10 protein-coding genes are annotated in these 13,221 nt (G+C 62.5%); 7 read left to right on the forward strand and 3 right to left on the reverse strand.

Annotated elements, in window-relative coordinates; translation table 11 throughout:
• Positions 1 to 7: 7 nt before the first annotated feature.
• Positions 8 to 850 carry a sulfotransferase domain-containing protein gene (locus JOH52_RS26280; protein ID WP_017272364.1) on the reverse strand — a complete coding sequence of 281 codons (843 nt, stop codon included), beginning with the start codon at positions 848 to 850 and terminating at the stop codon, positions 8 to 10.
• A 502-nt stretch (positions 851 to 1,352) separates the two neighbouring features.
• On the opposite strand from JOH52_RS26280, the gene JOH52_RS26285 reads away from it, so the two are divergent.
• The 4 genes from JOH52_RS26285 (at position 1,353) to JOH52_RS26300 (ending at position 6,798) form a co-directional block, all read left to right on the forward strand.
• The gene (locus tag JOH52_RS26285) at positions 1,353 to 2,534 is read left to right on the forward strand and encodes a glycosyltransferase family 4 protein (protein ID WP_013850764.1); all 1,182 of its coding nucleotides are present in this window, start codon (positions 1,353 to 1,355) and stop codon (positions 2,532 to 2,534) included.
• Positions 2,535 to 2,735: 201 nt separating this feature from the next.
• On the forward strand, positions 2,736 to 4,856 hold the full coding sequence (locus JOH52_RS26290) for a mechanosensitive ion channel family protein (RefSeq protein ID WP_164850056.1): 2,121 nt from the start codon (positions 2,736 to 2,738) through the stop codon (positions 4,854 to 4,856).
• Positions 4,857 to 4,933: 77 nt separating this feature from the next.
• Positions 4,934 to 6,031, forward strand: a complete 1,098-nt coding sequence (locus tag JOH52_RS26295) for a glycosyltransferase family 4 protein (protein WP_017272025.1) — start codon at positions 4,934 to 4,936, stop codon at positions 6,029 to 6,031.
• Positions 6,028 to 6,798, forward strand: coding sequence for a polysaccharide deacetylase family protein (locus JOH52_RS26300; RefSeq protein WP_014527260.1), 771 nt, complete (start codon positions 6,028 to 6,030; stop codon positions 6,796 to 6,798). Before JOH52_RS26295 ends, JOH52_RS26300 begins: the two co-directional genes overlap by 4 nt.
• Here the strand turns inward: JOH52_RS26300 and JOH52_RS26305 are convergent.
• Entirely contained in the window at positions 6,785 to 7,615 is an 831-nt protein-coding gene (locus JOH52_RS26305; RefSeq protein WP_010975618.1) for an MBL fold metallo-hydrolase, read from the reverse strand. The two genes, JOH52_RS26300 and JOH52_RS26305, sit on opposite strands and share 14 nt — an antisense overlap.
• Positions 7,616 to 7,843: 228 nt before the next feature.
• On the opposite strand from JOH52_RS26305, the gene JOH52_RS26310 reads away from it, so the two are divergent.
• On the forward strand, positions 7,844 to 9,046 hold the full coding sequence (locus JOH52_RS26310) for a DUF3095 domain-containing protein (protein ID WP_014527259.1): 1,203 nt from the start codon (positions 7,844 to 7,846) through the stop codon (positions 9,044 to 9,046).
• Here JOH52_RS26310 and JOH52_RS26315 read toward each other — a convergent pair.
• The gene (locus JOH52_RS26315; RefSeq protein ID WP_017272024.1) at positions 9,036 to 10,373 is read right to left on the reverse strand and encodes a nucleotide sugar dehydrogenase; all 1,338 of its coding nucleotides are present in this window, start codon (positions 10,371 to 10,373) and stop codon (positions 9,036 to 9,038) included. The two genes, JOH52_RS26310 and JOH52_RS26315, sit on opposite strands and share 11 nt — an antisense overlap.
• 447 nt (positions 10,374 to 10,820) lie before the next feature.
• Between JOH52_RS26315 and JOH52_RS26320 the strand changes: the two genes are divergently transcribed.
• Positions 10,821 to 12,170, forward strand: coding sequence for an adenylate/guanylate cyclase domain-containing protein (locus tag JOH52_RS26320; RefSeq protein ID WP_003531320.1), 1,350 nt, complete (start codon positions 10,821 to 10,823; stop codon positions 12,168 to 12,170).
• A gap of 8 nt (positions 12,171 to 12,178) precedes the next feature.
• Positions 12,179 to 13,147: a polysaccharide lyase family 20 protein gene (locus tag JOH52_RS26325; RefSeq protein ID WP_013850756.1), complete on the forward strand. Its 969-nt coding sequence runs from the start codon at positions 12,179 to 12,181 to the stop codon at positions 13,145 to 13,147.
• Positions 13,148 to 13,221: the final 74 nt, after the last annotated feature.

Genomic DNA, 13,221 nt, shown 5'->3' on the forward strand with positions numbered 1-13,221 from the left:
TGCGGGTTCAGACGTTCAATCCCGTGTGGCCGACGAGACGTTTGGCGGAGACCGTCAGGTCGGCCGCGCACAAACCCTCGACCTCTGCGACCTGCGCCTCGTCCAGATAGTCCCTGAACCCACCTGCCTTACCACGGCGCATGCGCAGGCTTTCCACGTCGTTCCGATCGTAGTCATGAGCCGGAATGCCTTCTACCCGCTCCCTGTCCTGCATGGCCTCGAACCGGCCGGCCTCGACCGCTGCCCGGAGCGCCGTTCGATCGACCGGACAGCGGAGAAATTCCAGCACCGCCTCGGTTTGTCCTTCCGTGTCGGCGGAGAGGCCCTCGTAGCTCAGAACGAAGTGCGCGCGGTTGGACAGGCCGGCTGCCCAGCGATTGAGATAACCGATCATCTTGGGCATACCCTGGTCACGGTCCTTTATGAACTCCGTAAGGGTGCCGGCGAAACGGTGTTTGTGCCGGGTCGCATGGAAATAGGCCGACACGATCACGTCGCGCGGGTCTCTTACCATCATGATGACCGGACGCCTGAGGAACAGGCTGGCGCGATAGTCCAGGTGGCTGACGAGGATCGTCGGAATTGCGTCTTGCGCCTCGCGGAAGCGGTAACCCGGCATTCCGCGCACCGGGTCGAGATCGAAATTCGGTACGATCGAGAACATGTTATGAAGGTCTATCGGTTCCGGCACGCGCGCGATCGTCGCGAGATAGTGGGAAAGAACGTACCGAAACCAGGTGCGGCCCGATTTTGGATAGGAGATCAGGAAACTGTCGGCTTGAGCGGCATAAGTGGTAAGCCGTACCCGCTTCTCCACCCGACGCCATGCCCGCCTGAGAATACTTGCCATCGTCTGTCCCTCAAATTGAGATCACCGGCGCGAAGTGCACGCATGGGTAAACGTTGTTTTGGTTCGCTGATCGTGCAGAATAGAACAATATGTCGTTTCAGGAATAGTTCTACATTCCATTTCATGAAAGGATTTGGAATGAAAAAAGAAATTCTTTGCGTGTGCAGTGGTCGCGCGACTTGTGTGGTATTGATTCTTTGAATTAATTAATTAAGCTTACGGTTCCGGGTCGGCCGGCGGCTGGCAATTTCAGGCATTCGTTTTAGCAATTTGAATATGAAATGAAAAACAAGCATTCTGTCAATAACGTGCTTGCATACGGCGTGAGGCGCGCCCGGTAACATTCCAATCGGCATTGGTGAAGATCGTGGTGTTTTGCATCGCGAAGACGGAATGGAGGCACCAGATGATGTCCCTTGGGCGAAGAGAAACCGTTGCTGCGGCGGCAGCCACTACTCCTGTCCGTGACGCTCGCCGGGCTTCAGGGGAGGGGTATCTCGAAATGAACGACAGTTCGAATTCCCCGGCGTCGAATATATCCGGAGCGCGTGTGACGATCGTCCTGCCGGGCCTCGGCGCCGGCGGCACCGAGCACGTGGTGAACCTGGTTGCCAACCATTGGGTTCGGCGCGGCTGCAAAGTGACGATCATCACCCTCGAACCGCCGGATGCGAAGCCCTATTACGCGTTGGATCCAAAGATCTCAATCGAGCGCCTCGGTTTGCCGCCGCAAAGGGCTGGGAAGATCGAGGCGGGCCTGCTTGTGCTCAAGAGAATCTATCGCTTGCGCTCCGCCATTCGCCGCTCGCAGCCCGATTTCGTGTTGAGCTTTCTGACCCGAACGAACGTGCTGACGCTGCTGGCGACGATCGGGCTGCAGGCTCCGGTGATCGTGTCCGAGCGCAACAATCCGGCGCTGCAACCTTTCGGCCCAGTCTGGAAATGGGTTCAGCGCCGCCTATATCCGCGCGCGTTCGGTCTCGTGACGATGACCAAGGGCGCGCTCGACTATTTTCCAGAGAAGATGCGCAGTAGGGGGTGGGTGGTCGCCAACGCCGTCGACCTGCCCGGCGAGTGGCAGAAAAGACGCGGCAACAATATCTTGGCCGCGGTTGGCCGGCTCACGCGTCAGAAGGGCTTCGATCTCCTGATCGAGGCCTTTGCGCGGATTGCCACGAGGCACCCCGAATGGAAGCTCGTCATCTGGGGCGAGGGCGATGACAGGAAATCGCTCGAGGCACTGCGGGACGCGCTGGATCTGAGGGACAGGGTTGAGTTGCCGGGCGTGACCCAAAGGCCGGGGCTGTGGGTGGAGACGGCCGACGTCTTCGTATTGTCGTCCCGTTACGAGGGATGGGGCATCGTCTTGCTCGAGGCCATGGCTGCAGGGCTCCCCGTGGTTTCCTTTGCATGCGAGTGGGGCCCCTCGGACATGGTGAAGCATGGTGAGGATGGGATCCTCGTTCCCAGTAACGATGTGGATGCGCTTGCCGAGGCACTGTCCAGGATGCTCGGTGACGGTGAGCTCAGGAGCCGTCTTGCTGCAAATGCCGAGGCGAGCGCCAAGAGATACTTGCCGGAGCGCATACTTTCGCAATGGGACGCAGTCGCGTCGTCGGCCCTGAAACACTCGGCCCGCGAACATGCCAGGACGGTGTCGGCCGCCGAACCCGGTTCGGCTTGAGCCGAACCATAATCCGGAGAGATTTGCGCCGGCCTACAGCGCCGCGCGTCTTATCGGACGCGCAAAGGTCGCCGTGGCTGGCGCTCCGGCGCGAGGCCGCGATCCATGCATCCTTCGGAGTGCACGGGATTGCCTTGTGACGCGTATGTGTTGATATGCCACTATCATCGCCGAGTGGTCTGGCGATCAGGGGGCTATCGCATGGGTGCAGGTGTAGGGCGCGTCACAGCAGTCTTTATCTTTTTTCTCCAACTGATCTCTGCTCCTGCGGCTTTCTCGGCGGCTCAAGAGCCGGGGGCAGCGCCTCCGGCCAAGGTGCAGCAGCTTTTTCAGTTGTTGGATGATCCCGAGGTCCGTCACTGGATCGAGACCAGGCCGGGAATCGAGACCAGGCAGGCGTCCCCCGCGCCCGTCGCCGTCACACCGCCCCAGAGCTTCGCTTCACGCTGGATTGCCGAGGTCAGGAGACACCTTACCGCGCTTCTGAACGCCGCGCCGCGTGTGTTGCCCGAATGGCAGGCGGCGAGAGACCGCGTGTCCGGCGACATGCAGAGCCAGGGAAGGTTGCCGATCATCTGGGCTTTTGCCCTAGTTCTGCTGATCGGCTACGGCGCCGAGTTCCTTCTGCGCCGTCTCCTGCGACGCAGTGCCAGCCGCAACAACGCGCAATCAGGAAGCGGGCTGGCGGCCTTCGTACGCATCGCGCCGCTTATCGCCTTCGCCATCGCTGCCATTGCTGCTTTCGTGATCGCCGATTGGCCGAGCAACCTCGGGGCAGCGGTCGCGCCGCTTCTGATCGCCTGGATCGTGGCTCGTCTTTTGATCGCGATCGCATCGGCCGTATTGACGCCGGCTATCTCCGGGCGCGCGGCCACGGATCAGGCGAGGTCGTATGTATCGCTTACTCCGCATAGTGCCCGTTACTGGCTTAGGCGGTCCGTGCTCTTCATCTGTACCGTCGCTTTCGTATGGGCCATCGGCGATATGATGCGGGCGCTTGCCTTTCCCGAAGACGTGCGCAACCTCACGGGCGCGGTCCTGGGGCTTGTCGTTCTCGGACTGGCGATCGACACGACGTTGCGCCGGCCGGTTGCCGAGATGGCGCCCGCGCGCCGCATCCTGCGCAATGCCTTGATCGTTTCCTTCCTAATCTTGCTCTGGTTCTTCTGGGTTGCAGGCATGGAAGTGCTGTTCTGGCTCGGCGTCTATGTCCTTGGTCTCCCGCCTCTGCTGCGCTTCACCAGCGCCGCTACCAGAACGATGCTGGATGCTGCCGCGGCGGAGGACTTCCGCGTCCTGCGCAATGTTCTGATCGAGCGAGGGGCGAGGCTCGTGATCATCGCGCTCGCTGCCGTATGGCTTGCCATGGCCTTTCGCATCAACGGCGCGCAGATGATGCAGGACGACGCCTTCAACCGCATCTTCCGCGGCGTGCTGGCCGGCATCGTCATACTGCTTGCGGCCGATCTCGTCTGGCAGCTTGCCAAGGAATCCATCAATGTGCGCATGGCGCGCGCCAGCCTGACCGTGCAGGATTCCGCCGAGCTCGCGCGCAATACGCGCCTGCGCACGCTGCTGCCGATCCTGCGCAATTTTCTCGCGGCCTTCATCGCGGTCGTCGCCGGCATGATGGTGCTTTCGGGCCTCGGCGTCGAGGTCGGCCCGCTGATCGCCGGTGCCGGCGTCTTTGGTGTCGCCATCGGTTTCGGCTCACAGACCCTGGTCAAGGATATCCTCAGTGGCGTGTTCTACATGATGGACGATGCCTTTCGGGTCGGCGAATACATCCAAAGCGGCAGCTACAAAGGCACAGTGGAATCCTTCAGCATCCGTTCGGTGAAGCTTCGGCATCACCGCGGACCGGTGTTCACCGTTCCTTTCGGCTCGCTCGGCGCTGTCCAGAACATGAGCCGCGACTGGGTTATCGACAAGTTCATGATCAACGTCTCCTACGATGCCGACGTTGCCAAGGTGAAGAAGGTCGTCAAGGGCATAGGCGCCGCGCTCCTCGACGATCCCGAACTCGGGCCGCTGATCATAGAAACGGTGAAGATGAAGGGCGTCGAGCAGTTCGGCGACTATGGCATCACCTTAAGTTTCGCCATGACGACGAAGCCCGGACACCAGACCCAGATCAGGCGCCGGGCCCAGGCCATGATCAAGGATGCCTTCGCGGCCAACAGCATCCACTTTGCCTCGCCGACCGTGCAGGTCGCCGGTGATGAAGCGCAAGCGACAGCGGCCGCCGCCGCGACACGCGACGCAATCGCCAAGAAGAACGCGGCGCTCGCCCAGGGCGGCGGGGAGGCAGCGGCGGAATAGTCGGGGCATTGCAGCCGCACGTCGTCGGGCTGCGGGCCTGTTGACATCGGGACGGGAGGCGGGATAGCTCGCGCCGAATGAAGATCGCCTTTCATGCACCGCTGAAATCGCCTGACCACCCTGTCCCTTCCGGCGACAGGCAGATGGCACGCATGCTGATCGAAGCGCTACGGGTGGCAGGTCACGACGTCGGCATCGCCTCGGAACTGCGCACCTTCTCGCGTGAAGCCTCGGATGCGGCATTTTCGGCGTTGCGCAAGGAGGCCGAGCGGGAGATCGCCCGGATTCGGCGGCTCTGGCAGTCGAAAGGCCCGCCCGACCTGTGGTTTTGCTACCACCCTTACTACAAGGCTCCGGATCTCATCGGTCCCGCGCTCTCGGCGGACTTCTCCATTCCATACGTTACCGCCGAGAGTTCTTATTCCTTTCGGCGCAACTTGGGTGCATGGAAACTGGCGCAAGATGAGGTCGCCGCCGGTGCAAGGCAGGCTGCGGTCAACATCTGTTTCACCCATCGTGACCGCGAGGGTCTCGAAGAGGCGATACCGGAAGTGCGCTCTGCGCTGCTCGCCCCTTTCATCGATGTGTCGCCGTTTCGCGACCTGCGAAGAACAGAGGCCGGCGGGAACCGGCTGTTCGCCGTCGCGATGATGCGTACGGGCGACAAGATGGATAGCTATCGCATGCTTGCCCGCGCGCTCGCCCTCGTCGCCGATGTGCCCTGGACGCTTACGGTGGTGGGCGACGGCCCTGCACGGGCTGACGTATCGGAAGCCTTCTCGGCCTTTCCCGCAGGACGGCTGGATTGGCTTGGCGAGAGGCCGCCTCAGGCGATTCCGGAGATTCTCGCGGGCGGCGACCTCTATGTCTGGCCGGGCTGCGGGGAGGCCTACGGACTATCCTATCTGGAGGCGCAGGCTGCCGGCCTCCCTGTCGTCGCGCAGCACACGGCAGGTGTTCCAGAAGTCGTACGAAACGGCGAAACGGGATATCTGACGACGGCCGGGGACATCGACGCGCTGGCGGCAGCGCTGCGACACTTCCTCGTGGACGGGACCTTACGCAGGCAATTTGGCGAGCGCGCGCGGCGTTTCGTTTTCGAGCAGCGCTCGCTTCCCGCCGCCGCCGCACGTCTCTCCGGAATCTTCGCCGAGTTCGTTGGGAGTGCGAAATGACGATGGCATCGATCTGGCAAACGCTTGCCAACAGGCTCGATCGCCTGCAGGAGACAGGCGGATCGATCGACTTCTGGCTGCGGGACGACGATGCCGTCGAGCCGACGGCGGCCCTTCACCGACTGCTCGACCTTACCGACCGCTTTTCGGTGCCGGTGAGCTTGGCCGTCATACCGGCACATACCGACGAGCGCCTCTCGCGCTGCCTCGCCGGCCGTCCGCATGTCGATGTTGCTGTCCACGGGTGGTCCCATCAAAACCATGCCCCTGTGACTGAAAAACGCCAGGAACTGGGAGGACACAGGTCGCGCGAGATGGTTGCGGCCGACTTGCGCGCCGGTTGGGCACGCCTGCGCGCGCTTTATCCCACCGCTATGGTGCCGCTCCTCGTTCCGCCATGGAACCGGATCGATCCGGGGCTGGTCGCCGGATTGCACGAGATCGGGTTTAGGGCCCTTTCGGTTTTCGGACCGGAGGAGGGGGCAAAATCCGCCGCATTACGCGTTCCCGGGCTGCAGCTCATAAATGCCCATGTGGATGTGATGGACTGGCACGGCACCCGCGGCTGTCGCCCTTATGGCGAGATCCTTCGCGACATCGATAGCCGACTGGATGAAATCGAGAAGGGCGGCGGGACGGTGGGAATTCTCACCCACCACCTCGTTCACGACGAGAGCGTATGGGAATTCCTCTCCGGACTTTTCGACGTCACCGCCTCGCACGCGGCCTGCCGCTGGCGCAGGGTCGCCGATCTTATAGATCGATGACCTGACGGTCGCACGCGGCGAAGGCGCCCGAGAAGAAAGCCTGGACTTCCTGTTCCATTGCGGCGAGTGCGGCGTCGGTGCGCGACGGATCGTGGTGGAACATGGCGAGGCGCGTGACGCCTGCGGCTTTGGCGAGCTGCGATCCATGCATCCCGGTCGAGTGTCCGTAGCCGCGAAAGGTTGGCATTTCGCTTTCCAGGTAGGTGCAGTCATAGATCATGAGATCGGCTCCGGCGATGAAATCGAGGAGCACGGGGTCGAGAATGCCGGGTTCGTGTTCCGTGTCGTAGACGAGCGCGACCGCCCTCCCGCCCCATTCGATACGGTAGCCGACGCATCCCCCGGGATGCACGAGGCTCATGGTGCGAATGGAAACGTCCTTTCGCGGCGACAGTGTTTCACCCGGACGGAAATCGACTGTGTCGAGGCTCGCCTGACAGATGCCCGTTCCGACCGGGAACCATGGCGGCCTCATGAACTCGTTGATCATTTCGGCCGTGGACATCGTGCCGTGGAGATGGCCGGACCAGAAACGGACGGCGGAGCTGCAGCGGTAGATCGGCTTGAAATAGGGCAGGCCGATGATGTGATCGTAATGGGTGTGGGTGAAGAAAACGTCGAACTCGGAGACACCTTCGGACATCAGCGACAGCCCGGCCTCGCGCAGCCCCGATCCCGCATCGAAGATCAGCACCTCTTTTCCGCACCGAATTTCGATGCAGGGCGTATTTCCTCCGTAGTGCAGGAACTGCTCGCCGGATACCGGCAAGCTGCCTCTTACGCCCCAAAACTTCACTCGAAATGTATCGTCCTGCATTCCGTTCCGGCTTTATCCTGCCTGCCGTAGCACTTTGCCCGGGCGTAGTGATTAGACAAGCACAAATCATGAGGGTCCTGCAATGCCATTGGCGCCATCGCGCACGGATTGCATGGCGAGAAGAGAAATCTATTCATCGAAGCGAAGGTGCTTTATCCATCGTAATCGGGTGAAAATCGCTCCAGCCTGGAATCAGCGACAGATGTCACCTCTAGGAGTTTGGCAACGATGGTGCAGCCGGCCGACAGGGAATTCTACGCGGGCCTTCCTCTTTTCGAGGCATTCGAAGGTGTCGCCGACGAGGCCAACTACCGGCCCTTGCCCGACGGCTGGTGGCTCGCCGTTGCCGATATCGTCAATTCGACGGGAGCGATCGCCGAAGGGCGATACAAGAGCGTGAACATGGCGGGCGCGAGCGTCATCTCGGCGCTCATGAACGGCCTCGACGAGAGAAACCTCGCATTCGTCTTCGGCGGCGACGGAGCGCTCGCCGCCGTGCCCGGAACGCTGGCGGCAAAAGCAAGGGACGTGCTCGCAGCGGCGAAGACATGGGTGGCGGAGGAGCTGGGCCTCGAGCTTCGCGCCGCGATCGTCCCGGTTTCCGACGTGCGCGCCAGCGGGTTCGACATGCGTGTCGCGCGCTTCAAGGCGAGCGAGGAAGTCTCTTACGCTATGTTTTCCGGCGGCGGCGCCAGTTGGGCGGAAGCGGAAATGAAGGCGGGCCGCTACCAGATCGAGGCCGCGCCGCCGGGCACGAGACCCGACCTGACCGGATTGTCATGCCGCTGGAACCCGATCGTCTCGCATCACGGAGCGATCGTCTCCATCATCGCGGTTCCGGGAGAGCGCGGCATCGGCCCGGAATACCAGGCGCTGATCGGCGACATCGTGGCCTTGGCCGAGGGGGAGGAGCGAGGCGGGCACCCGGTACCGGAAAAGGGACCCGAGCCGCACCTTTCCGTGCGCGGCATTACGGCGGAATCGCGCGCCGTCGCGCCGAGGGGCCGCCGCTTCCTGACCTGGTCCTTCGTCGCCGCGCAGAGCCTTGCACTGTTTCTCTGTTTCAGGCTCGGCATCAATTTCGGACCGTTTGACGTCAAGCGATATGCGAGAGACCTCGCCAGCAATTCGGACTTCCGCAAGTTCGACGACGCGCTGAAGATGACGATCGACGTCAGTCTCGATCGGCTGGGCCGTATCGAGGAGCGGCTGAAGCAGGGCGCAGCGGCGGGCATATGCCGCTACGGGCTGCACCGGCAGGATTCGGCGCTGATGACGTGTATCGTTCCGACCCCGATGAGCAGAGACCATATGCACTTCATCGACGGTGCCGCCGGCGGCTACGCGGTGGCCGCCCGGAACCTGAAGGCCGCTCTTTCCGGAGAGGACCTTTTGCGGACCGGGGATATTTCCCCTGCGGTCAAGCCTTGACGATGTGCTCGGCAGCAAGCCCGAGGCGCGCGAAGACGTTACGCGTGTCGACGATCAGCGGCGACCAGTCGGCAAGCGCGGCATAGTCGACGGCGTCGTGGTCGGTCGCGATAAGAACGGCATCGAAGCCGCGAACCGTCGCTTCGTCGAAGACGACCGACCGCCGGCCCTTCAAGGCCATGTGTTCGCGCGTCGAGGGGATTTCTTCCACATGGGGGTCGTAGAAGGCGGCCTTGCCGCCGCGCTCCTCGATGAGTTCTATCAGCTTCAGGGAGGGGCTTTCGCGAATGTCCGGAACATTCTTCTTGTAGGCGAGGCCGATGACGAGGACCGCCGAGCGGCTGAGCGCCTTGCCCTCCCGCCGGTCGAGCGCCTCGGCGAGCCTTGCCATGACGTGACGGGGCATTGCCGAATTGATCTCGCCGGCGAGCTCGATGAAGCGCGTCGGTAGCTCGTACTCCCGGGATTTCCATGTCAGATAAAAGGGATCGATGGGAATGCAGTGACCACCGAGCCCAGGCCCCGGATAGAAGGGCATGTAGCCGAAGGGCTTCGTCTTGGCGGCATCGATCACCTCCCAGACGTCGATGCCCATCGCCTCGTAGACGACCTTGAGTTCGTTGACGAGGGCGATGTTCACGGCGCGGAAGATATTCTCGGTCAGTTTTACCGCCTCTGCGGTCGCGTTGGACGAGACCGGAACCACCGTCGTGACCACGGCGGCATAGAACCGCTCCATCAGCCCTGCGGCCATTGGGCCGTCTCCGGCCACGACCTTGGGAATGCTCGTGGTCTCGTAGGCGCGATTGCCCGGGTCTTCGCGTTCCGGCGAGAATCCGATGAAGAAGTCGGTGCCGGATTTGAGCCCCGTTTCCTCCAGGATGGAGCGCACGATACCGTCGGTGGTGCCGGGATAGGTGGTCGACTCCAGAACGACGAGCTGGCCCGGCCGCAAGCAGGCGGCGATCGCGCGCGACGTATTCTCCACGAAAGAGAGGTCGGGATCGCGGTGCCTGGTGAGCGGCGTCGGCACGCAGATGATGATGACGTCGCAAAATCCAAGGTCCGAAAAGTCGGTCGTGGAGCGGAACCGCCCGGCGCCGGCTTCGCGCGCAAGCGCCTCGTCCGAAACCGCTTCGATATAGGAGCTCCCGGCGTCGAGCGCGACGATCTTGCCCGGGTCGATGTCGAAACCGGTGACATGGAAGCCGGAGCGCGCGACTGCAACGGCAAGCGGCAGGCCGACATAGCCGAGGCCGATGACGCCGACGCGAGCGGTGCGGCCGGAGATCGATTCGAGCAGCCTGTCGTGATGCGGAGAGGTCAAGATTGGCGTCCAGTTCTGTTGCCGGGAGGGCCGCTTCAGCGATCCGGCTGCGGAGCCCGGTGTCGTTTTGTTGGCGGGAAAGCCACCGCAAGTCAAGCGCGGCGCGCCGTCAGCGGCGCCGCACGCCTCACGGCCTGCGTCGTTTTGTCTGGCCGGGCAGGCATGCGGTCGTGAGGGACCCCGGCAATTTCAGGGTGCAATGCGCAGGGCTGTTGCGTGTACGATCCGGCAACGATCAAAAATCGCTCGTGGTCTCTGGAAAAAGTCCTCCGCGGTGAATATCTGCAGGGGCGCAGCGGTGACCCGATCGCTGCACGAACGGCCGCGGGAGGCGGCGGGAGCCTTCTTTCACCGACGGGTACCCACTTCAGTGCTGCCGCGAGCGAGCGATCGCTGCTCCGCGGTCGGCGCTGGTGGCGACCGTTGCCGCGACGATGAGGATATGGCATGAGCCCGATCAACGACAATGTTTCCGAAATCCTCCTGGACAAGGTCGCTGACTGGCTCATGCGAACCTCGCTCAGCGACGAAACGCTTGAAACCATCGTGCGCGGTTTCTGCGAACGGTTGGCGGCGGCGGGCCTGCCGCTCATGCGCGTTCATCTGTCTTTCTCGATGCTTCATCCGCTTTACGACGCCCTCGGCTTTACCTGGTGGCGAGGTCAGGGTGTCGAGGTGAGTGGTCTGCGTCATGAGGAACTGGCGCTCAATCCCGAGCGATTCCTGCACAGTCCGTATTATTACCTGCTCAGCAACAATCTCGACCATGTCAGGCGTCGGATCGATCCCGCCTTGCCCTCGGAGTTTCCGATTTTCGACGAGCTGAAGGAGCAGGGAGCGACCGACTACATAGCCTTCATGCAACCTCTTGGAGCCGAATCCGAACACGGAATGGTCGGCTCGTGGACGACGGACCGTCAGGGCGGCTTTAGCGACGACGTCATTGCGGCGCTCCTCAGACTTCAGAACCACCTGGCGATCGCCGCCAAAGTGGCCGTGCTCGGCAAGCTCGCCGACAATATGTTGACCACCTATCTTGGCGCCAATGCCGGGCGCCGCGTAATGAGCGGCCAGGTCCGGCGCGGCGACGGCGAGACGGTTCGCGCAGTTCTCGTCATGGCGGATATGCGCCAGTCGACGATGCTTGCCGAAAAGGAAGGCCGGCAGGCCTATATCGAGTCGTTGAACGGATTCTTCGACGCGATCGCCACGCCCTTCAACCGCAACGGCGGACAGATCCTGAGCTTCATCGGCGACGGCTTCATCGGCGTCTACCCCTGCGGCCGACACAAGGAGCCGTCGGAGATGGCCAGCCGCGAGGCGTTCGCCGCCGTGGGCGCGGCGACGGCGCGCATGGCCGCCCTCAACGCGGAACGCAAGAGGCAGGGCCGCGACCCTATCGGCTACGGCATCGCCCTGCATGTCGGAAACGTCATGTTCGGCAATGTCGGCCTGCGCGACCGGCTGACCTTCTCGGTGTTCGGCTCCGCGGTGAACGAGGTTCAGCGGCTGCAGAACCTGACGAAGAAATATGCCCACAGCGTCGTCGCGAGCGAGGCCTTCGTGAATTATTGCGGCGGGGAATGGCAAACGCTCGGGCAGGAGAAACTGCGCGGGGTTCGCCAGAAGTTCACGGTCCTCTACCCGCGGGATACCGCCCTTGCTGCAATTGCGCAGGAGCGGGCATATGATGCAACCGAGGATGGACTTTCCGAGGCGGAGCATGTCATGTTGCTCTACCGCAACAAGAAGCGGCCGCCTGGCCCGCGCGGTCTGATCGACAAGATGCTTCAATGAGGGGACCGATGTTTCGAATAGCTCTGCTGGCGGCGGCGATTGCCTTGCCGAGTCTCACCTATGCCCAGTCGGCGGACGAGCCGCCAATTTATGAACGGAGATTGTTCGACGGTTTCGAGGGTACGGATTTCGCGCCCGAAGGGGGACTCTACTACCGCGAGAATTTCGAGCAGAGCGCCGGCAGATACGAGTTCCAGAGCGCCGTCAAGCGCACCGGCAATGGTGGGCTGAAGCTCAGCATCGTGCCGAATTGCCCTGCGGATCACGACGGCTGCAGCGAACGCGCGGAGATCTGGGAAAAGACCGAGCTGCGGGTGCCCTACGACAAAGGGGTCTGGTACGGCTTCTCGGTAAAGTTCGCCGATCCGGTGCCGAGCGACGACCACCGCTATCTCATCGCGCAGTGGAAGCGAGAGATCGATCCCGGTGCCGAGGGCGACTTCAGCCCCTTCCTGGCGCTGCGCATGAATTCTGGAAAGCTCTTCGCCACGGTCGAAACCAACCATCTGCCTCCGGTCTCCGCCGGCCTTGATGGCGTACCGGCGCGTTGCGCCCCAGGCCAGGCGCCGGTCTGGCTCCGTCCGGAAGTCAACCAGATGCGCATGCTGGTGGCGACCGACGGCAACTGGAAGCCGGAAGACGGCAACCTCTTCAATGCATGCACGGACGGGATCACAATCACCAACCATGGCAATCCCCTGCCGGATCCGAGGTCCGGCTGGATCGATTTCGTCGTCTTCACGAAGCCCGGTCCCGACGGCTCGGGCCACATAGTGCTCTTTGCCAACGGCCAGCCGATCATCACCGTCAAGGGCCATGTAGGCCATGCGGACAAGGGCCTCGGTGAGAACCAGTACTTCAAGTTCGGACCTTATCGGGCCGCCGACACGACCGATTGGACGCTCTATTACGACGATTTCCGGCGTTCCCCGCGCTGCGAGGACGTCCTGACCAACGGCAGCTGCCCGTTCTCGTAAGGCCGTTTCGACGCGTCCACACCTTTCCGGTGGCATGCTGGACAGCCCGTTTAACCTAGGCTACTGTTTTTGAG

It is taken from the genome of Sinorhizobium meliloti (assembly GCF_017876815.1).
Classification (GTDB): Bacteria; Pseudomonadota; Alphaproteobacteria; order Rhizobiales; family Rhizobiaceae; genus Sinorhizobium; species Sinorhizobium meliloti.